Source organism: Yersinia sp. 2540 StPb PI, from assembly GCF_052217165.1.
Classification (GTDB): domain Bacteria; phylum Pseudomonadota; class Gammaproteobacteria; order Enterobacterales; family Enterobacteriaceae; genus Yersinia; species Yersinia enterocolitica_E.
In genome coordinates this window covers 4,296,867-4,313,810 of sequence record NZ_JAZGQC010000001.1, presented here as the reverse complement: position 1 = coordinate 4,313,810, position 16,944 = coordinate 4,296,867, and the positions used below count along the sequence as shown (strand labels likewise).

Genomic DNA, 16,944 nt, shown 5'->3' with positions numbered 1-16,944 from the left:
GGGAGAGAGTGAATGAGTAGGTTCATCGCAGTAATTCATGGCTGGCATGTACATAGCAACGGTTTCACGGTTCACGAAATCGAGGCGCAAGACATGACGCAAGCCGCCAAAGAAGCAGCCTATCTGAAAGACCAGCGCCAGCGTCCATTCGATGAATGTGCCGTCAAGGTTATCCAAATTTCAGATAGTGAATTTATACAGAAGCCAGCGCGACTGTCTTGGCGTGAAAGAATTACGGGAGTGGTAAAGCCATGAAAGCATTAGATAGTTTCACTGTAGAAGAGATTGAAGAAATTATAAGTACCTGCCAGCAGGAGATTCACAACACGCCAACCAGCGATGAGTTTCCTGTAAGTCCTCGATTACTGCTTTCACTAGCCCGAATCGCGTTAGCTGCAAAGAGGGCTGAGCCTGTTTATCAGTATCAGTCAGGGATAGGTACCGACTTTAACGGCGGCATTGAATGGGTTTGGTATGACTGCGATAAAGGATTTTATAACCAATACGACCACACCCGCCGCCGCATCGTTTACACCACCCCACAGTTGAACTCTCCGGAGATACCGGATGGTTGGACAAGCAGCGACCCTGCCAATGCAGCATTGGTGATGCTGGACAGAATTGACACGATTGACTCAGCTGATGATGACAGGATTGAGGATATTAAATTAATAATCAGGCAGCTGGCCGCCGCGCCGGAGAAGCCACTATGACTGATTACCTGAATGTAGGCTTAGCTGTTGCAGGTTACCTGTACATCATGTTTAAAACAGGCGAATGGCTGGCTAGCATCATCTGGAAGCAATGGGATAAGCGCAAGAAAGAAGAGCGAAAGCAGAAAGCCATTAACGAACTGTACGACGCTTTCAATCTTGGTGAGTTAACTGATAGTGACACGCTAAAAGCAGTAACAAAAAACGGCTTAACCATCATGATGTTTCGGAAGTGACTATGGATAAACAAATAACCCTATCCAAGAAGCAATACCGCCAACTCTGCGACGCATACATCAACACAGTAAACATGATGCCCCAACTACTGATGATTACACCCATTCAAGATGACAGGTCACCAGATGCTTTGTATGCGCTACAAACGACGATACAAACCGTTCGGCAGCAACTGAAAGGAGTAGTTGATGGTTAATCAAAAATATTTACTTCTAAACGAAAGCATCAGACAAAACGCAATAGCAGCCATCAGAAACACACCGCTCGATTTCAAATCGCCCAAAGAAGTAATTATCCAGGAACCTAAGCGAAGCCTTCCACAGAATAACAAAATGTGGCCGCTACTTACTGACATTGCCGAACAAGTTTTCTGGCATGGCGAGAAGTACAGCAAAGAGGACTGGAAGGATTTAATCACCGACCTTGTAGCAGAAACCAAGAAGCAAGAGCGCAGGCAGGCACCGGGCATTACAGGTGGCTATGTCCGCTTTGGTCATCGCACAAGCCAGATGAGAAAGAGCGAGATGGTAGAAATTATCGAGGCTGCTTACTGGTTCGGCACTGAGCATAACGTGAAGTTTAGCGATGATGCCAAGCGAGATGTGGAGTGGGCCAACCGGTTCGGTGACAAAGGGAAGGTGGCAGCATGATTACTCTGATATTAGTCGCAGCTTATTTCTGGATAGCTGGCGTTGTATCTGAATGGGCTCATGACATTCAAGGCAGTAAAGAAACAGTCACTGGATATGCAAGGGCATTTTTCATTGGTATCACATGGCCCTATTGGATTTTCCTGCGCAAATCAGGAAGGCGGCATGAATGAGCCGACAACGTAGCCCGACCCAGATAGCCATAGACAATCTTATCTTCCGCAAGACATCTCGAACCAAGCCTAAACCTCCAATCCCCGCTAGCCAGATAAAGACATTTGATTATGTCCATGGGCTTTTGCAAGCAAAATTCGACAGAGTAAGGAGAACGCGATGAAAGACTATTCAGCAATGAGTGATTTTGAGATTAACAAGGCGGTGGCAATTCATCTCGGCATGAAGCCTTTTCACGAGGAAACAGGCTGGCAGGGATTAACTAAGGAGCCATATGTCGATGTTGTCGTAAGGGGTGCGGGAAGGCTAGGTGCATTCAATCCCTGCAACAACCCAGCAGACGCCTATCCCATAATGCTTTGCCATGGCATTGGCATTGATTATGACGGTATCTCATGGACTGCCAGTGATTGGCGCGAAAATAAACATAGCGACTGGCGTAATCACCCAGAACATCCACTGCGGCTGGCAATGATTGTATTCCTAATGATGAATGATATGGAGAACATCCATGCCTGAACTCCCCCAATCAATATGTATCTTCTGCTTCCTGATGCTTAACAAGGGTGAAACCTACGCTCATCAGAAATGCATTGATAAAGCAGCGAAGGAGAAAAGAGATGGCGAACTTACGCAAAGAGGCTAGAGGCCGCGAGTGCCAAGTTAGGCTGCCTGGTATCTGTAACGGGAATAACGAAACCGTAGTGCTGGCTCACTACCGGCTGTCGGGGATATGCGGTACTGGAATCAAGCCGCCTGACCTTTTCGGCGCATGGTGCTGCTCTTCGTGTCATGACGAAATAGACCGGCGTACGCACATCATGGACATCGAGAGTGCTCACCTGGCTCACCTGGAGGGAATGGTTAGGACACAGGCAATTCTGCTGTCGGAGAATAAGGTGAAGATATGACTGAATATCACATAGACCTACCCTGGCCGCCCAGTGTTAACACCTACTGGCGACACTCAAGGGGAAGGCACTACATCAGCGAGAAAGGCACCAAATACCGACAAGCAGTAATCGATACCATCAAACAGCTAAACCTCGATATCCACACCTCCGCACGACTCAAAGTATCAATATCAGCACACGTACCAGACCGCCGGCGCCGTGACTTAGACAACCTGCAAAAGGCCGTCTTTGATTCGCTGGTACACGCTGGATTTATGCAGGACGACGAGCAGATAGATGATTTCAGGGTTAGGCGGCAGCCGATTGAAAAGGGTGGGCGGCTATCAATATCAATTACTGAATTGGAGTCAGCATGAATGTAACTCAGTTAAAACTAACCAAAGAACAGCATGATTGGGTCAATGGATGGCTTGAACTGTGGGGCGCATGGGTTTATTCAGGGAGATTAGAGAAGCGCATGAGCAGCATTATAGCTCAGTACATGGCGACAGTAGAACCGCAGGGCAGCCCATCAAGGCCGATGTGCAATGACGATGACGGAATGTTGATTTCTCAGGTCGTAGATTCCGTTATGCGCATTGACACAAAGGCCCTCGGCATTCTGATTAGTTATTACTCTCATGGGGCATCCAAGCGAGCAATTGCATCGTACTACTTCGCGACTGCAAAACCCCGCAAGATGTCAACGAGAGGCGGGGATCGGATGAAGAAGCCGTCACTGATAACTTGCCGCCGGGAAGTGGATGAAATATTGGATGCTGCGGTATGGATGTTATATCAACCTATGCAACATGCTTTCATCAGTCGAAAACGTGTTGGTAAAATAAAGAAAGTTGCATAGAACGTGTTGACATCAGTGAGCCAATGAGCCACTATTAGAGGGTAAGGTGCCGTATCTGACTTAAACGAGCGCCAGCCCAATTTAAAGCCCTGACTCTAACCGGTCGGGGCTTTTTGCATTTTAGGGGTTTGCGATTGCTTTCCCTTCCAGATTTAGCTCCCGCCTACACCAATCAACCGCAAACACCCTCTAGCGAAAAGTGGAAACGGCGGCGAGCTATCCCCAAAACAGCAAATACACGCCCAGGCCAACTGGCAGGGGGAGACAAATGAGAATGGACAAATATTCAAGCGGCTCATCCTACTGGTTCGGCGGTATAACCACGATGCTTGGTGCAATGTCATTAAACGAGTGGGCGCTTCTGATTGGTATTGCCTGCACCATTGGAACATTCGGGGTGAATTGGTACTACAAACGAAAAGAATATCAACTACGGGAGCGGTCAAATGTTTCCAGCTCTCCGCAATAAAATAATTGGCGCGTCGGCCGGTACCGCGCTGGCAATCGCCGTAGTATTGCTTGGTGGTGACGATGGGTTAGAGGGCCGCGAGTATGTGGCTTACAAGGATGTCGTTGGCGTGCTGACGGTCTGCGATGGTCACACTGGTAAAGACATCATCCCCAATAAAAAATATTCAGATGCTGAGTGTGATGCTTTATTGCAAAAAGACCTGGCACCAGTGCAGCGCACTGTTGACGCCGCGGTAAAAGTCCCACTAAGCAAATATCAGAAAGCCGCCCTCTACTCATTCACTTATAACGTTGGCCAGAGCGCATTCACTAAATCCACTTTGCTTAAAAAACTCAACACAGGCGACATCAAAGGCGCTTGCGATGAGTTACGCCGGTGGACATACGCCGGTGGCAAGCCGTGGAAGGGGTTACAGAACCGACGCGAAATAGAGAGGGAATTATGTTTAGCGGGATAAAGAACATATTCACTTATCTACCGGCGCTACTGCTCATCATTCTGGCTGGCTTATCGCTTCACTTCTACAACGAAGCTGACGAGTGGCACGACAAGGCAGACGCGGCCGCCAAAGAACGCGACGAGGCCCGGTTCATTCTCAGCAACCAGGTACGCATGGTTAGCATTATCAACGATATCGCCAAGGCCAACGAGAATGACAAACAGAAAATTGCTCAAGCGGGTGAGGCTCGCATTGTTTACATTCGAGAAGCGATTAAAGGCGACGATTGTACTAATAAGCCTGTTCCTGCTGCCGCTGCTGACCTCTTGCGGAAACACGCAAATCAAATACGTTCAGGTGCCACAGGTACCGATACCAGCAAGCTTACTTTCTGACTGCATTCCCCCAGAGATACCCGAGATATTAACTTGGGGTAACAGCCTGTTGCTGAATGACACTCTGCTAACGGTGATAGAGCAGTGCAACGCAGATAAGGCGAGTATTCGCAAGATTGAGGAGAGCAGAAATGGGTCATAATTTACCCGGAGCAGGAGCATTCATTTTTCTTGGCTGCATCTGCGCTGTTGTTGGCTGGGGAGTGATTGAATTCATCCTGTGGCTATTCAGTTTCATTCACATCAGCATTGCTTGAACCAGATTGTGCAGCCCTAAAGAGGTGATCCACATCTTGCTGACGGGTAAGCCGTAAGTGGTGTAGCAACGCCGAGAGGAGTAGCAAAGCCGCGAACAACATAAGCACAAGGTGACTAGTAATGACAACTATTGCATGGGATGGGAAGACTCTAGCGGCTGACGGTCAATCGACTCTGGGTGATTTAATCTGTTCATTGAAAGAGAAAAAAATTTATTACCCAGATAGTGGTGTGGAATGGCTGGTAAATGGCGAGAACGTCTTAGCTATAGGCGCAGCTGGTGATTGCGGTGCTGAATTTGAACTGCAAGAGAAGCTAGCTAATGGGATTACCTACGCGACTGAATTTTCCCCGGCTTTTGGCTTCGCTGCAATAGCTATTTGTGGGCCTAATAGAGCCTATCTTATTAGCAGTAAAGAAGACTCAGCAAAAATAAGTCTATGCCTTCAGGTTGATCCATATGCATTAGGTTCTGGCGCCACAGTGGCAATAACAGCCATACACCTTGGAAAAAGTGCTATTGAGGCAGTGAATACAGCTATTGAGATGGATGTGTATAGCGGAGGGTTGGTTCATTGGTTCAGTTACGAAAGTAAACCAGAAGAAGGAGCGGAAGAATGTTGACACTGAAAATAGTAAGCCACTCTGGAAATGAAATCCTTAAAGAAATTACAGACCCAGAGTTCAAGCGCAACGAGAACACAATCTACTTCACTGACCAGAAAGGGGAGAGCGACAAACTCACTTTGAATGAAGGTGAAACATCAGATAGCCATGACACGGCTTATGTGATGAATGAATGCGGAGCAACGGTTAGCACCTGGCATTATAAGAAAAATGGAAGCAGTAAAAGTGAGAGCGATTATTTTAGTTTTCCAAGCTTCCCAAGCATTGACCAAATACAAAAACAATACTGACATTACAGCAGGCATTTACGAGTGCCTGTGATAATGCCAACCAACGGAGACAACCATGTCTGAACAAACCGGACTTACCCAAATACAAGCCAGTCGATTAGAAATTCTCCGCTTGGTAATGAAAGATACCGCAGCGGCCCAGAAAGCTATCGACTTCATCAACGACGACCCGCTTAAGCAGGAGTTATTTAAAGACCAATACGCACTAGCTGCTAATGAATCTGGTCTTGTATCCCGAACAGAGAAAGCAATCAAAGAGTGCCAAGAGGCGCTATCACTATTCGATTGAGGTAATCAATGGCTATTACATCCATTCAAACAGCTACATCCGGTTCAGTTGCCAGTCTGGTGCCTGTAGTAAAAGCGCACATTGCCGCATCACGATTCCCTCAGGGTGGATTGTTAGGAGTACATGCAACTATCAGTAAGACAGAATACTTTCAGGTTGTCGCTGCTGGGGGTGCTACTGCAACTGACTACGATATTGTTGTTAGCCAAGATAGCGCTGACTTCACTATTAAATGTAACGCAAAAATCACTGCTGGCTTCCTGCCCCTTGGTGACATGAGTGTTATTCAAATCTCTCCTGGCCGTACATGTGAATACGCTCAGGCATTCACAAAAGCATAAGGTTATGTATGGGTGGCGAAGAAATTAAAACTGGTCGCCCATCTGATTACACAGAAGAGTTAGCTGAAACCATCTGCTTGCGACTGGCAGAGGGTGAATCTCTGCGCTCAGTCTGTCGTGATGATGGGATGCCATGTAAGCAAACTGTATTGAGATGGATTAGCCGCAACGCTGAGTTTCGCGCCCAATACGCACGCGCAAAATTTGAAGGCGCTGAAGCCATTGCAGAAGAGCTGTTTGATATTGCTGATGATGGCACTAATGACTGGATGGAGAAGCTCGACAAGGACGGAGAGGCTATTGGTTACCAACTAAATGGTGAGCACGTCCAGCGTTCAAGGCTTCGCATTGATACTCGTAAGTGGTACTTGTCAAAGATAATGCCGAAGAAGTATGGCGATCGCATCCAGCACGACCAGCACATCACAATTGAAGATAAAACTGATGATGAACTCGACCGCCGCATAAGGGAGCTGACAAATGGACAAGCTACCTGCACTGACGAAGGGCCAGAAAGTTGAGTTAGTCCAGTTACTGGAGGAAAAGAATCGGCGCTCTGATGTGTACCGTTATCGCCGGTTTTATGAGTCTCGCTATCCTTGGCAGAAAAAGTTTATTGCTAACACGAAAGAGTACAGTCAGGTCGCTCTTATTGCGGCAAACCGTACTGGCAAAACTGATACCGGAACCGGCATAGATGCCATTCATGCCATGGGTGACTATCCAGATGGATGGGATGGCCACAGGTTCGAGCATGGGCCGCTCATCTGGTGCCTTGGTTACTCTGGCGAAAAGATACGCGACTTGCTTCAAACTCCGATCCTTGGCAGGAAAACAGATAAGGGCTGGCAGGGTGGATTAATACCAGGTGAGTTGATTGTTGATACTGAGCCGATGCAGGGGACTCCTAATGCTGTTCGCTCTGCTTATATCAAGCATAAGTCTGGCACGCTAGCAAAGATACAATTCTGGTCATACTCACAAGGGCAGCATGCATTGATGGGCGATGCCGTTGATTGGTTCCATATCGACGAAGAGCCAAAAGATCCCACTATCTATCCACAAGTATTAACTCGAACGGCAACTGGTGACAAAGGGCGCGGTGGGCGAGGAATCCTCACATTTACGCCTGAGAATGGGCGCACAGAGTTGGTTATTCAATTCATGGATAACCCAGCGTCCGCTCAATGCTGTATGAATGTCGGCTGGGATGATGCGCCGCACCTTAATGAGAAAGTCAAAGAGGATTTGCTTGCATCCTATCCTCCTCACCAGCGAGATATGCGAACTAAGGGTATACCGATGCTCGGGCATGGTCGGATATATGACCTTGGTGAAGACTTTATTAAATGTGATCCATTCCCGATACCTGATCACTGGATGGTCATTAATGCAATGGACTTTGGTTGGGATCACCCCCAGGCGCACGGACAACTTGCTTGGGATATGGAGAATGAAACGTTCTACGTAACCAGGGCATATAAGGCTAGGCAAGTCTCACCGGCAGAAGCGTTTAGTGCTGTTAAAGTATGGGCTGATGGAGTGCCCACTGCATGGCCTCCTGATGGACTACAAACAGAGAAAGGTTCGGGGCTTCAGCAGAAATCTTACTATGAAGAAGCCGGGTTCAATATGCTTCCTGAGTTTGCACAATGGGAAGATGGTAGTCGGTCTGTTGAACCGGGATTGTTTGAGATTTACGACCTAATGAGACGCGGTAAATTTAAAGTTTTCTCAGGGCTGAGAGATTTCTTCGAAGAATACAATTTCTATCACCGTGATGAGCGCGGTCATATTGTTAAGGTTCGCGATGACATTCTCGACATGGTTCGGTACGCATACATGATGAGACGGTATGCAGTACGATTTGCAGACATAAAGAACCCTCCTATTGAGGACGAATTGATCGTCCCTTCATCATCTGGCTGGTAAACATGGCAAAGACTCAAAGAGAACAGCATGCGCTAGCTATGGCGAGGTTTGACCGCGCCTATACTCCACAGGAGACTGTGCGAGAAAAGTGCATTGAAGCAACCCGCTTCGCCCGTGTGCCTGGCGGTCAGTGGGAAGGGGCAACCACTGCGGGGACAAAACTAAATGACCACTTCGAGAAATACCCCAAGTTTGAAATAAACAAAGTTGCCACCGAACTTAATCGAATTATCAGCGAATACAGAAATAACCGCATCACTGTTAAATTTCGGCCCGGTGATAAAGAAGCCAGCGAAGAATTATCCAATAAGCTTAATGGGTTATTCCGAGCTGACTATCAAGAAACTGATGGGGGAGAGGCTTGCGATAACGCATTCGATGATGGAGCTACCGGTGGCTTTGGCTGCTTCCGTCTCACTACTAAACTCGTTAATGAATATGACCCAATGGACGAGCGCCAGCGCATAGCAATTGAGCCAATCTATGACCCGGCTCGCTCAGTGTGGTTTGATCCTGACGCCAAAAAGTATGACAAGTCTGATGCTGATTGGGCTTTCTGCATGTATTCGTTATCTCCTGATAAATACAAGGAAGAATACGACAAAGACCCATCGTCAATGGATATAACAACTCTCTCAAGTTGGGAGTACGACTGGTTTTCTGCTGATGTTGTATATATCGCCAAATATTACGAGGCGAGAAAGGAATCAGTAGACATTATCAGTTATCAGCAACCTCTAACTGGTGAGATAGCCAAGTATGACAGTGATCAGATCGAAGATATTACTGATGAGCTTTTCGAGGCTGGATTCATTGAGGTGGCTCGCAGGTCAGTAAAGCGCCGCCGCATCTACGTCAGTGTCATTGATGGTGACGGATTCCTTGATAAGCCTCGACGTATACCTGGTGAGCATATTCCACTTATCCCGATGTATGGTAAACGCTGGTTCATTGACGACATTGAGCGAGTAGAAGGGCACGTTGCTAAAGCAATGGACCCGCAGCGGCTATACAACATGCAAGTATCAATGCTGGCTGACTCATCAACTCAAGACCCAGGGCAAACTCCTATCGTTGATATGGAGCAGATTCGTGGACTTGAAAGCTACTGGGCTGAACGAAACAAGAAGCGACCTGCATTCTTGCCTCTTCGGGCTGTCAAGGATAAGACTGGAAATATCATTCAGGCCGCCAACGTTGCCGGATATACCCAACCACCAGTTCTTAATCAGGCAATGGCGACGCTACTTCAATTAACCAGTGCAGATATTCAGGAAGTTACCGGTGGCAGCCAGGCAATGCAGCAAATGCCTAGCAATATTGCGAGTGACACGGTTAATAACCTAATGAACCGCTCTGATATGGCATCATTTATCTACCTGGATAACATGGCTAAAAGTTTGAAGCGTGCCGGAGAAGTTTGGTTGTCAATGGCTCGAGAGGTTTACGGTTCGGAGCGAGAAGTAAGGATTGTTAATGAAGACGGTACTGACGATGTGGTCATTATGTCTGCGTCAGTTAGAGATAATCAATCAGGTCAGGTTGTTGCGCTGAATGATCTAACCGTGGGTCGATATGACGTAACTGTAGATGTTGGCCCAAGCTATACAGCAAGGCGAGATGCAACAGTCTCATCGCTGACTCAGTTACTAAACGGGATGCTACCAACAGACCCAATGCGAGCGGCACTAATGGGGATTATCATTGATAACGTAGACGGGGAGGGGCTGGACGACTTCAAAGAGTTCAACCGGAAACAACTCCTTACGCAAGGCGCAGTTAAACCACGCAACCAAGAAGAGGCCCAGATAGTTCAGCAAGCCCAGCAGTCACAGCAGAATCAACCAAGCCCTGAAATAATAACGGCTATGGCGAATGATAAGTTGGCCTCTGCTGAAATGTTGAATGCTGAAAATAAAGGGAAAGAAGTACAGGTTAAGTTAATTAATGCAGAAACAGAGCGGTTAAGCGCAGAAACAGAGCGGCTCCTTGCCGGTGCAAAAATTGCGGACCTCCTTGCCTCTGTTGATAGCAAAAACTCAGAAACATCTCGCGAAGCAGTGAAACTACTTGCTAGCCTTCAGCAGCAAGGAGAGCAAAACTCCAGAGATAATTTCGAACTCGCCCTTAAAGGTAATAGTCAGCGCCATAGTCAGGTGCTGGATGCCGCAAAACTAATTAAGCAATCAACCCAACCTACACAGTCACCGGCAGACTCAAAGCCGAGCTAAGGAGATTTAAATGGAAGGTGAACTGATCATCGATGGTCAGGCTGTTCCCATGTCTGAAAATCAGGAAACAACCACGACTGAAACCACTGTTCCAGATGTAACTAATACTGACGCAGGTGAGAAGAAAGACCCCGCCTCCGAGGTGTTAATAGCTGGGGATGGTAAAGAAGATCAAACACAGGAGGAGTACTCCTTAACTGTCGGTGAAGAAGAAATCCCGCTGCATACCGATGAAGAAGACATTGATGGCAAGCCAGCCCCTAATTGGGTGAAAGACTTGCGAAAGGGATTCAAGGAGCAGCAAAAAGAAAATCGCGAACTGAAGCGCCAGCTTGAGCAGATCCAATCCAAGCCAGCAGAGCAGCCATCGCAACAGCAAAGCCAAATGATAACAAAACCTACATTGGAGTCATGTGACTACGACGAGGAGTTATTTGATAAACAATTGACCAGCTGGCATGAGAGCAACACCCGTGCTGAGCAAGCAAAACAGCAACAAGTGAAGCAACAGCAAGAATGGCAAAACCAATTTAAGCAGAGGGTAGACGCGCATCAGCAACGAGCGAAATCACTCCCGGTTAAAGACTATGCCGAGATGGAAGAAATTGTTCGTGCCGAGATGCCAGACCTGCATAAAGAGGTTCTTATCCATTCTGCTGATGAGGGTTCTGAACTGATCGCCTATGCGCTTGGTAAAAACCCTCAACTCCGCCAGCGCATAGCCGCTGAGAAAGACCCACTACGCGTTGCGTACCAGCTCGGGCAGTTGAGCGCAAAAGTGAAGTTGGCACCAAAAGCAAAACAAGCGGCAAAGCCTGAACCCGAGATTCGCGGCGGCGCAGGCAATGCAAAAACTGATGATTTTAATAAGCGGTGCCCAGGCGCTGTGATCGAATAAGGAAGCTATAAATGGCTACTAATGACTTAAGTTCCAACGTAAGCCAAATCGTACTGAAAAAATTCCTTCCGGGGTTTATGTCCGATTTGGTTCTGTGTAAGACTGTTGATCGCCAATTACTGGCAGGTGAAATCAATGCCGATACCGGTGATAGTGTTTCATTCAAGCGTCCGCATCAATTTAAGTCACTGCGCACGGCTGGCGGTGACATTTCAGGTCAAGCAAAAAACAATCTGATCTCAGGCAAGGCAACTGGTCGTGTAGGTAACTACATCACCGTAGCTGTTGAGTGGGCGCAACTGGAAGAGGCGATTAAGCTTAATCAGCTTGACCAAATCCTTGCTCCAATTCAGGAGCGTATGGTCACGGACCTTGAGACTGAATTAGCCCAGTTCATGATGAACAACGGCGCTCTATCTCTCGGCAGCCCAAATACCCCGATCAACAAATGGTCTGATGTGGCGCAAACAGCTTCATTCATGAAAGACATTGGAATTAACACTGGCGATAACTACGCAGTTATGGACCCGTGGGCGGCTCAGCGCCTTGCTGACGCTCAGACCGGCTTGCATGCATCAGATAACCTGGTTAAAACTGCATGGGAGAATGCGCAGATCCCGTCAAACTTCGGTGGCATTCGTGCGTTAATGTCTAACGGGCTGGCATCACGGACACAAGGTGCATTTGGAGGTACATTAACCGTTCAAACCGCACCAACCGTTACCTACACAGCAGTTAAAGACACATATCAATTCACCGTAACACTGACCGGCGCGACTGCAAGCGTTACCGGATTCCTGAAGGCTGGAGATCAGTTGAAATTCACCTCAACTTACTGGTTGAACCAGCAGAGCAAGCAGGTACTGTACAACGGCTCAACGCCTATCAGTTTCACCGCTACCGTTCTGTCTGATGCCAACTCAACGGCGGGTGGTCTAGTAACCGTAACTCTATCCGGAGTGCCGATTCTGGACGCAACTAACGGGCAGTACAATGCAGTTAACCGTCAGGTAGCGGCAGGTGATGCAGTTACAGTAATTGGTACCGCATCACAAGCCATGAAGCCAAACCTGTTTTATAACAAGTTCTTCTGTGGGCTGGGCACTATCCCCCTGCCTAAGTTACACAGTATTGACTCTGCTGTAGCGACTTACGAAGGTTTCTCCATCCGCGTACATAAATATGCAGATGGCGATGCCAACGTACAGAAAATGCGCTTTGACTTACTGCCTTCCTATGTGTGTTTCAATCCGCACATGGGTGGCCAGTTCTTCGGAAATCCATAAATCAAAGGGGCTTCGGCCCCTTTTAACTTGGAGTTAATTATGGATCGCATGAGTGTGTTTTACCCGGCTGATAACGAAGTTGGGCATGTGCAGGCGGTGATTTTGGAATCAGATTACCCTGTTTATCAAAAGATAGGCTTCGTTAGCAGCGCTGATGACGTCAAGCCAATAGTCAAGAAAACAAAGACTAAGGCGGCAACTGATGGCGGCAATAATAACTAAGGGTGATATCGTCCTATTTGCCTTGCGCAAATCGGCCATTGCATCTGATGCAACATTAACAGATGCAGAACCACAATCAGTACAAGATGCACTATCTGATCTAGAAGATATGATGCACGAATGGCTAATTGTTCCTGGCGACCTTGGTTATATCTTCGCTGCTGACGATGAGCTGCCACTTCCTGATGATGATTCCGGGCTTCTTCCAATTTATAAGTCAGGAGTCGGATATCAACTGCTGCTCAGATTGCTATCTGATTACGGGATGGAGCCAACCCCACGACAGGAAACAAATGCTGCTAAAGCATATGATGCCATTCTAACTGCGACCCTTAAAGTTCCATCAATCCTGCGCCGTGGCGATATGCCAACCGGTCAGGGGAATAAATACGATTACTTCATGATGGACCGTTATTACCCCGATGAGAGAGGTACAGTAGATGCCGACGACACAACTTCCTCTGGCTAAAGGGCTAGGAAAGGACTTCCGCAACGCTGACTATGTTGACCTACTGCCAGTGAACATGCTGGCGACTCCTAAAGAAGTGTTGAATGCTGCTGGTTATCTGCGCTCATTCCCCGGCATAGAGAAGATATCTGATGTTGATGGAATATCTCGGTGCGCTCAATTCAACGCGTCACAGAATGCTCCATATCGCGTTTTAGGGGGTAATATTTATCGCGGAATTTCATCTATTGGCGATGTTTCCGGGACAGGTCGAGTAGGGATGGCGTTCAGCGCAACAAGCCAGGCTGTAGCTGCTAACGGAATAATGACCCTTTATCGCTATGACGGAACGGTAAAAACGCTAAGCAACTGGCCGGCAACTGTAGATGGTGTGGATTTTGCTCAATATGATATTGGTTATGTGCGAGACATCTGTCGCTTACGCGGTCGTTATATTTGGGTCAAAGATGGAAGTGGAACGTTTGGTGTCACCGACCTAGAAGACGAATCACATCCTGATCGATTTAGGCCTTTCTATGCCGCTGAGTCGCAGCCAGATGGCATTCAAGGCTGTGCAGTATGGCGCGATTTCGTTGTCATGTTCGGGACCGCAACGATTGAATATTTCTCATTAACTGGCGCGACTGATTCATCATCAGCAATCTATGTTGCCCAACCATCTCTAATGGTACAGAAGGGGATAGCTGGCACCTATTGCAAAACTATCTTTGGTGATTCATTTGCTTTCATCAGCCACCAGGCAACCGGCGCACCATCAATCTACTTGGTTAATTCTGGTCAAGCCTCTCCAATTGCATCAGCATCGATAGAGAAAATAATCCGCGAGTACACAGCAGAAGAGTTATCTACTGGTGTGATGGAGTCACTGCGCTTTGACGCTCATGAATTATTGATTGTTCACTTGCCGCGGCATGTCTTGTGTTATGACGCATCAGCAAGCCAGAATGGGCCGCAATGGTGCATTCTAAAAACTGGATTATCAGATACGGTTTATCGTGGGATTGATTTCATATTTGAAGGAAATCAGATCACAGTGGGAGACAAAACAGAATCGGTGACCGGGGCGCTTAAATTCGATATCTCCAGCCAGTATGGTAAACAGTCTGAGCATGTGCTCTATACACCAATGTTCAAAGCTGACAATGCTAGGGTGTTTGATTTCGAGCTGGAGGCCGCAACAGGAGTCTCTCAATTTGCCGAGCGGTTATTCATCTCTGCTACTGCTGACGGTTCTAATTATGGTCGTGAGCAGATGATTTCAGCAAACTCACCATTCAAGTATGACAAGCGCGTTCTATGGCGTCGCATTGGTCGCATACGCAAGAATATTGGGTTTAAAGTTCGTGTAATAACTAGTTCTCCAGTGACATTGAGTGACTGTAGCGTGAGGGTTGAATAATGGCAGTTCCAAGCTTAAATACCCCAGTAACAGTAACATCTACACGCATTGACGCCACGCTATTGCCTTCGATATTCAGTCTCCCTTATCAGCTATACGTCATTCAGAACAGCACGGATTTTGGCAATGTAGCAGGTAAGGCCAATGAAGCAGGAGTCGGGGCATTTGATGCACAGGTAAGAAATGATGAGCAAGACATTATTCTTAATAATCATGAAACAAGAATAGCCGCCAACACATTAGCAATTGATCAGCTGACCATTAGAGTTATTGATGCGGAGGCAGAAATTGTTCTAATTCAGAATGATGTAGCTAACCTGACAACTAGAGTGACAACTATCGAAGGAACGGTGACAACTCTAGGGACGAGAGTTACCACTCTAGAGGGTGACTATGTATCAAAGGCAGCCATAACTAATCAGATTATACAGTCTAGCGGTGGTGCGTTAATTGTCGGATCGATAGCAACACCAACCGGTGACAAAATACAATCATCCGGATCGGTTAATACTTTAATTTCATACAAAGTAGATGGGGTTAAAGTAGTTGGTGGCCGCCAAACTGGATGGACTTCTGCAACTGGAACTGCATACAAAGGTGCCATTAATGTAGATATAGTTTTCCCCTTAGGGGCTACATACAATCAATCTCAAGTCCAGAGTGTGGCAGACACGCTTACACAGACCAGGCAAAGAATGAAAGCTATAGAAGATGCACTCCGATCACACGGTTTAATCGACTAATTTAGAGGTTACCTCCATGGAATTACGCATTGTCCCAGATATGGGGAGGCTTTGTGCATTCCTAAATAACCCCAACAACACCGGAAATATAGTGGATGCGGGTGATAAATACCTCATAAAGCCTGACGCGCTCTATTTAGGGATTTATGAGGGGGTACTGCTTGTTGGAGTACATGAAGTAAGAAACTTTTGGCATTCCGTTGTCGAGTGTCACGCCATTTATGACCCTGGTTTCCGTGGCAAGTATGCGCTCGATGGACACAAGTTATTTTGCCGCTGGCTACTTGAAAACTCGCCATTCACCAACTCAGTAACGATGGTTCCCGATACGACTAAATATGGACGGGCACTTATTCGACTGCTCGGTGCTGAGCGTATAGGTCATCTAGATGATGCATATATCAGTAATGGCAAACCGGTTGGTGTGACGCTATACCAGCTTAAGCGAACACAATATGAGGATTTTCTTCAATGTTAATTTTCCAACTAATGAATAAGGTTCGCGACCGGGCTGTTTATTGCAAGGGTGGCGATAATGGCGCAGGCGCTCAGGCTGACGCAACCAGACAGGCCACTGCACTCCAGCGCGAGCAGTGGCAAACAACAATGAATAACCTTGCGCAATTTACACCACTGGCGCAACAGTACGTTAATCAGCTCCAAGGTCTTTCAACTCTTGAGGGACAAAACTCAGCGCTTCAGGGCTATTACGGTTCTGACCAATACAAAGGATTAGCTAATCAGGCTAGGTACCAACAGCTGGCAGGTGCAGAGGCAACTGGCGGCCTTGGCTCGACAGCAACAAGTAATGGGCTGGCAACTATTGCCCCTCAGCTTGGTCAGGGATGGCTATCAGGTCAGATGAATAACTACCAGAATTTAGCAAACATTGGGCTCGGTGCATTAACCGGCCAGTCTAACGCTGGGCAGTCATATGCCAATAATACCGGGCAACTTTTACAGCAGCAGGCTTCATTGTCTGCGGCAAACTCAAATCAACCTTCAAAGCTTGGGGGGGCATTGCAGGGTGCGGCGGCAGGTGCGGCGGCAGGTACAGCAATTATGCCTGGTTGGGGAACGGCAATTGGTGCTGGTGTTGGCGCTCTTGGTTCACTGTTCTAAGG

31 protein-coding genes are annotated in these 16,944 nt (G+C 47.3%); all 31 read left to right on the top strand.

Annotation, left to right across the window (positions count from 1 at the left end; translation table 11 throughout):
• The first annotated feature begins 12 nt into the window (after positions 1–12).
• The 31 genes from V1956_RS20220 (at position 13) to V1956_RS20070 (ending at position 16,942) form a co-directional block, all read left to right on the top strand.
• A complete protein-coding gene (locus V1956_RS20220) occupies positions 13–255 on the top strand; it encodes a hypothetical protein (RefSeq protein ID WP_408562817.1) in 243 nt (80 codons plus the stop codon).
• Complete coding sequence (locus V1956_RS20215; protein WP_442825579.1) at positions 252–713, top strand: hypothetical protein; 462 nt, start codon at positions 252–254, stop codon at positions 711–713. Before V1956_RS20220 ends, V1956_RS20215 begins: the two co-directional genes overlap by 4 nt.
• Positions 710–949, top strand: a complete 240-nt coding sequence (locus V1956_RS20210) for a DUF4752 family protein (protein WP_057532851.1) — start codon at positions 710–712, stop codon at positions 947–949. Before V1956_RS20215 ends, V1956_RS20210 begins: the two co-directional genes overlap by 4 nt.
• Before the next feature lie 2 nt (positions 950–951).
• A complete protein-coding gene (locus tag V1956_RS20205) occupies positions 952–1,146 on the top strand; it encodes a hypothetical protein (RefSeq protein ID WP_442825578.1) in 195 nt (64 codons plus the stop codon).
• On the top strand, positions 1,139–1,600 hold the full coding sequence (locus tag V1956_RS20200; RefSeq protein WP_442825577.1) for a recombination protein NinB: 462 nt from the start codon (positions 1,139–1,141) through the stop codon (positions 1,598–1,600). Before V1956_RS20205 ends, V1956_RS20200 begins: the two co-directional genes overlap by 8 nt.
• Entirely contained in the window at positions 1,597–1,773 is a 177-nt protein-coding gene (locus V1956_RS20195; RefSeq protein ID WP_442825576.1) for a hypothetical protein, read from the top strand. Before V1956_RS20200 ends, V1956_RS20195 begins: the two co-directional genes overlap by 4 nt.
• A complete protein-coding gene (locus V1956_RS20190) occupies positions 1,770–1,937 on the top strand; it encodes a NinE family protein (RefSeq protein ID WP_038636030.1) in 168 nt (55 codons plus the stop codon). The genes V1956_RS20195 and V1956_RS20190 overlap by 4 nt, the downstream gene beginning before the upstream one ends.
• Complete coding sequence (locus V1956_RS20185; RefSeq protein WP_420072405.1) at positions 1,934–2,293, top strand: phage protein NinX family protein; 360 nt, start codon at positions 1,934–1,936, stop codon at positions 2,291–2,293. The genes V1956_RS20190 and V1956_RS20185 overlap by 4 nt, the downstream gene beginning before the upstream one ends.
• Before the next feature lie 101 nt (positions 2,294–2,394).
• On the top strand, positions 2,395–2,685 hold the full coding sequence (locus tag V1956_RS20180; RefSeq protein WP_411918630.1) for a DUF1364 domain-containing protein: 291 nt from the start codon (positions 2,395–2,397) through the stop codon (positions 2,683–2,685).
• Positions 2,682–3,044: a RusA family crossover junction endodeoxyribonuclease gene (locus V1956_RS20175; protein WP_442825313.1), complete on the top strand. Its 363-nt coding sequence runs from the start codon at positions 2,682–2,684 to the stop codon at positions 3,042–3,044. The genes V1956_RS20180 and V1956_RS20175 overlap by 4 nt, the downstream gene beginning before the upstream one ends.
• Positions 3,041–3,529 (top strand): antiterminator Q family protein, encoded by a 489-nt coding sequence (locus V1956_RS20170; protein ID WP_442825312.1) that lies wholly within the window; start codon positions 3,041–3,043, stop codon positions 3,527–3,529. Before V1956_RS20175 ends, V1956_RS20170 begins: the two co-directional genes overlap by 4 nt.
• Positions 3,530–3,797: 268 nt before the next feature.
• Positions 3,798–3,998, top strand: coding sequence for a phage holin family protein (locus V1956_RS20165; RefSeq protein WP_042661434.1), 201 nt, complete (start codon positions 3,798–3,800; stop codon positions 3,996–3,998).
• The gene (locus V1956_RS20160) at positions 3,976–4,458 is read left to right on the top strand and encodes a lysozyme (RefSeq protein ID WP_442825575.1); all 483 of its coding nucleotides are present in this window, start codon (positions 3,976–3,978) and stop codon (positions 4,456–4,458) included. The genes V1956_RS20165 and V1956_RS20160 overlap by 23 nt, the downstream gene beginning before the upstream one ends.
• A complete protein-coding gene (locus V1956_RS20155) occupies positions 4,443–4,835 on the top strand; it encodes an exotoxin (RefSeq protein ID WP_442825574.1) in 393 nt (130 codons plus the stop codon). Before V1956_RS20160 ends, V1956_RS20155 begins: the two co-directional genes overlap by 16 nt.
• Positions 4,798–4,977, top strand: a complete 180-nt coding sequence (gene lysC / locus V1956_RS20150; protein ID WP_427190851.1) for an Rz1-like lysis system protein LysC — start codon at positions 4,798–4,800, stop codon at positions 4,975–4,977. The genes V1956_RS20155 and lysC overlap by 38 nt, the downstream gene beginning before the upstream one ends.
• Positions 4,967–5,092, top strand: a complete 126-nt coding sequence (locus tag V1956_RS20145) for a hypothetical protein (protein ID WP_442825850.1) — start codon at positions 4,967–4,969, stop codon at positions 5,090–5,092. The genes lysC and V1956_RS20145 overlap by 11 nt, the downstream gene beginning before the upstream one ends.
• 121 nt (positions 5,093–5,213) lie before the next feature.
• Positions 5,214–5,717 (top strand): hypothetical protein, encoded by a 504-nt coding sequence (locus V1956_RS20140; RefSeq protein WP_442825573.1) that lies wholly within the window; start codon positions 5,214–5,216, stop codon positions 5,715–5,717.
• The gene (locus V1956_RS20135; RefSeq protein ID WP_442825572.1) at positions 5,711–6,010 is read left to right on the top strand and encodes a hypothetical protein; all 300 of its coding nucleotides are present in this window, start codon (positions 5,711–5,713) and stop codon (positions 6,008–6,010) included. The genes V1956_RS20140 and V1956_RS20135 overlap by 7 nt, the downstream gene beginning before the upstream one ends.
• Before the next feature lie 55 nt (positions 6,011–6,065).
• Positions 6,066–6,299 (top strand): DUF2560 family protein, encoded by a 234-nt coding sequence (locus V1956_RS20130; RefSeq protein WP_076707037.1) that lies wholly within the window; start codon positions 6,066–6,068, stop codon positions 6,297–6,299.
• Between the two features lie 8 nt (positions 6,300–6,307).
• On the top strand, positions 6,308–6,640 hold the full coding sequence (locus V1956_RS20125) for a DUF1737 domain-containing protein (protein ID WP_442825571.1): 333 nt from the start codon (positions 6,308–6,310) through the stop codon (positions 6,638–6,640).
• Between the two features lie 8 nt (positions 6,641–6,648).
• Entirely contained in the window at positions 6,649–7,161 is a 513-nt protein-coding gene (locus tag V1956_RS20120; protein WP_442825570.1) for a DNA packaging protein, read from the top strand.
• A complete protein-coding gene (locus V1956_RS20115) occupies positions 7,121–8,572 on the top strand; it encodes a phage terminase large subunit family protein (RefSeq protein ID WP_442825569.1) in 1,452 nt (483 codons plus the stop codon). The genes V1956_RS20120 and V1956_RS20115 overlap by 41 nt, the downstream gene beginning before the upstream one ends.
• 2 nt (positions 8,573–8,574) lie before the next feature.
• Positions 8,575–10,803, top strand: coding sequence for a portal protein (locus V1956_RS20110; RefSeq protein ID WP_442825568.1), 2,229 nt, complete (start codon positions 8,575–8,577; stop codon positions 10,801–10,803).
• A 10-nt stretch (positions 10,804–10,813) separates the two neighbouring features.
• Positions 10,814–11,701 carry a phage capsid protein gene (locus V1956_RS20105; protein WP_442825567.1) on the top strand — a complete coding sequence of 296 codons (888 nt, stop codon included), beginning with the start codon at positions 10,814–10,816 and terminating at the stop codon, positions 11,699–11,701.
• A gap of 11 nt (positions 11,702–11,712) precedes the next feature.
• Complete coding sequence (locus V1956_RS20100) at positions 11,713–12,987, top strand: P22 phage major capsid protein family protein (protein WP_442825566.1); 1,275 nt, start codon at positions 11,713–11,715, stop codon at positions 12,985–12,987.
• Positions 12,988–13,026: 39 nt separating this feature from the next.
• The gene (locus V1956_RS20095; protein ID WP_442825565.1) at positions 13,027–13,209 is read left to right on the top strand and encodes a hypothetical protein; all 183 of its coding nucleotides are present in this window, start codon (positions 13,027–13,029) and stop codon (positions 13,207–13,209) included.
• Positions 13,190–13,678, top strand: coding sequence for a packaged DNA stabilization gp4 family protein (locus V1956_RS20090; protein ID WP_442825564.1), 489 nt, complete (start codon positions 13,190–13,192; stop codon positions 13,676–13,678). Before V1956_RS20095 ends, V1956_RS20090 begins: the two co-directional genes overlap by 20 nt.
• Complete coding sequence (locus V1956_RS20085; protein ID WP_442825563.1) at positions 13,650–15,077, top strand: packaged DNA stabilization protein; 1,428 nt, start codon at positions 13,650–13,652, stop codon at positions 15,075–15,077. The genes V1956_RS20090 and V1956_RS20085 overlap by 29 nt, the downstream gene beginning before the upstream one ends.
• The gene (locus V1956_RS20080) at positions 15,077–15,820 is read left to right on the top strand and encodes a phage tail protein (protein ID WP_442825562.1); all 744 of its coding nucleotides are present in this window, start codon (positions 15,077–15,079) and stop codon (positions 15,818–15,820) included. The genes V1956_RS20085 and V1956_RS20080 overlap by 1 nt, the downstream gene beginning before the upstream one ends.
• Before the next feature lie 16 nt (positions 15,821–15,836).
• On the top strand, positions 15,837–16,298 hold the full coding sequence (locus V1956_RS20075) for a DUF2824 family protein (protein ID WP_442825561.1): 462 nt from the start codon (positions 15,837–15,839) through the stop codon (positions 16,296–16,298).
• Positions 16,292–16,942, top strand: a complete 651-nt coding sequence (locus V1956_RS20070; protein WP_442825560.1) for a DNA transfer protein — start codon at positions 16,292–16,294, stop codon at positions 16,940–16,942. The genes V1956_RS20075 and V1956_RS20070 overlap by 7 nt, the downstream gene beginning before the upstream one ends.
• Positions 16,943–16,944: the final 2 nt, after the last annotated feature.

What these genes read in the sequence shown, in the direction of transcription:
- V1956_RS20155 (WP_442825574.1), top strand. Translation starts at nt 4,443, where the DNA reads ATGTTTAGCGGGATAAAGAACATATTCACTTATCTACCGGCGCTACTG.
- V1956_RS20205 (WP_442825578.1), top strand. Translation starts at nt 952, where the DNA reads ATGGATAAACAAATAACCCTATCCAAGAAGCAATACCGCCAACTCTGC.
- V1956_RS20075 (WP_442825561.1), top strand. Translation starts at nt 15,837, where the DNA reads ATGGAATTACGCATTGTCCCAGATATGGGGAGGCTTTGTGCATTCCTA.
- V1956_RS20140 (WP_442825573.1), top strand. Translation starts at nt 5,214, where the DNA reads ATGACAACTATTGCATGGGATGGGAAGACTCTAGCGGCTGACGGTCAA.
- V1956_RS20080 (WP_442825562.1), top strand. Translation starts at nt 15,077, where the DNA reads ATGGCAGTTCCAAGCTTAAATACCCCAGTAACAGTAACATCTACACGC.
- V1956_RS20220 (WP_408562817.1), top strand. Translation starts at nt 13, where the DNA reads ATGAGTAGGTTCATCGCAGTAATTCATGGCTGGCATGTACATAGCAAC.
- V1956_RS20115 (WP_442825569.1), top strand. Translation starts at nt 7,121, where the DNA reads ATGGACAAGCTACCTGCACTGACGAAGGGCCAGAAAGTTGAGTTAGTC.
- V1956_RS20095 (WP_442825565.1), top strand. Translation starts at nt 13,027, where the DNA reads ATGGATCGCATGAGTGTGTTTTACCCGGCTGATAACGAAGTTGGGCAT.
- V1956_RS20185 (WP_420072405.1), top strand. Translation starts at nt 1,934, where the DNA reads ATGAAAGACTATTCAGCAATGAGTGATTTTGAGATTAACAAGGCGGTG.
- V1956_RS20145 (WP_442825850.1), top strand. Translation starts at nt 4,967, where the DNA reads ATGGGTCATAATTTACCCGGAGCAGGAGCATTCATTTTTCTTGGCTGC.
- V1956_RS20070 (WP_442825560.1), top strand. Translation starts at nt 16,292, where the DNA reads ATGTTAATTTTCCAACTAATGAATAAGGTTCGCGACCGGGCTGTTTAT.
- V1956_RS20170 (WP_442825312.1), top strand. Translation starts at nt 3,041, where the DNA reads ATGAATGTAACTCAGTTAAAACTAACCAAAGAACAGCATGATTGGGTC.
- V1956_RS20135 (WP_442825572.1), top strand. Translation starts at nt 5,711, where the DNA reads ATGTTGACACTGAAAATAGTAAGCCACTCTGGAAATGAAATCCTTAAA.
- V1956_RS20120 (WP_442825570.1), top strand. Translation starts at nt 6,649, where the DNA reads ATGGGTGGCGAAGAAATTAAAACTGGTCGCCCATCTGATTACACAGAA.
- V1956_RS20195 (WP_442825576.1), top strand. Translation starts at nt 1,597, where the DNA reads ATGATTACTCTGATATTAGTCGCAGCTTATTTCTGGATAGCTGGCGTT.
- V1956_RS20175 (WP_442825313.1), top strand. Translation starts at nt 2,682, where the DNA reads ATGACTGAATATCACATAGACCTACCCTGGCCGCCCAGTGTTAACACC.
- V1956_RS20085 (WP_442825563.1), top strand. Translation starts at nt 13,650, where the DNA reads ATGCCGACGACACAACTTCCTCTGGCTAAAGGGCTAGGAAAGGACTTC.
- V1956_RS20180 (WP_411918630.1), top strand. Translation starts at nt 2,395, where the DNA reads ATGGCGAACTTACGCAAAGAGGCTAGAGGCCGCGAGTGCCAAGTTAGG.
- V1956_RS20090 (WP_442825564.1), top strand. Translation starts at nt 13,190, where the DNA reads ATGGCGGCAATAATAACTAAGGGTGATATCGTCCTATTTGCCTTGCGC.
- V1956_RS20160 (WP_442825575.1), top strand. Translation starts at nt 3,976, where the DNA reads ATGTTTCCAGCTCTCCGCAATAAAATAATTGGCGCGTCGGCCGGTACC.
- V1956_RS20215 (WP_442825579.1), top strand. Translation starts at nt 252, where the DNA reads ATGAAAGCATTAGATAGTTTCACTGTAGAAGAGATTGAAGAAATTATA.
- V1956_RS20110 (WP_442825568.1), top strand. Translation starts at nt 8,575, where the DNA reads ATGGCAAAGACTCAAAGAGAACAGCATGCGCTAGCTATGGCGAGGTTT.
- V1956_RS20200 (WP_442825577.1), top strand. Translation starts at nt 1,139, where the DNA reads ATGGTTAATCAAAAATATTTACTTCTAAACGAAAGCATCAGACAAAAC.
- V1956_RS20105 (WP_442825567.1), top strand. Translation starts at nt 10,814, where the DNA reads ATGGAAGGTGAACTGATCATCGATGGTCAGGCTGTTCCCATGTCTGAA.
- V1956_RS20210 (WP_057532851.1), top strand. Translation starts at nt 710, where the DNA reads ATGACTGATTACCTGAATGTAGGCTTAGCTGTTGCAGGTTACCTGTAC.
- V1956_RS20125 (WP_442825571.1), top strand. Translation starts at nt 6,308, where the DNA reads ATGGCTATTACATCCATTCAAACAGCTACATCCGGTTCAGTTGCCAGT.
- V1956_RS20165 (WP_042661434.1), top strand. Translation starts at nt 3,798, where the DNA reads ATGAGAATGGACAAATATTCAAGCGGCTCATCCTACTGGTTCGGCGGT.
- V1956_RS20190 (WP_038636030.1), top strand. Translation starts at nt 1,770, where the DNA reads ATGAGCCGACAACGTAGCCCGACCCAGATAGCCATAGACAATCTTATC.
- V1956_RS20130 (WP_076707037.1), top strand. Translation starts at nt 6,066, where the DNA reads ATGTCTGAACAAACCGGACTTACCCAAATACAAGCCAGTCGATTAGAA.
- V1956_RS20100 (WP_442825566.1), top strand. Translation starts at nt 11,713, where the DNA reads ATGGCTACTAATGACTTAAGTTCCAACGTAAGCCAAATCGTACTGAAA.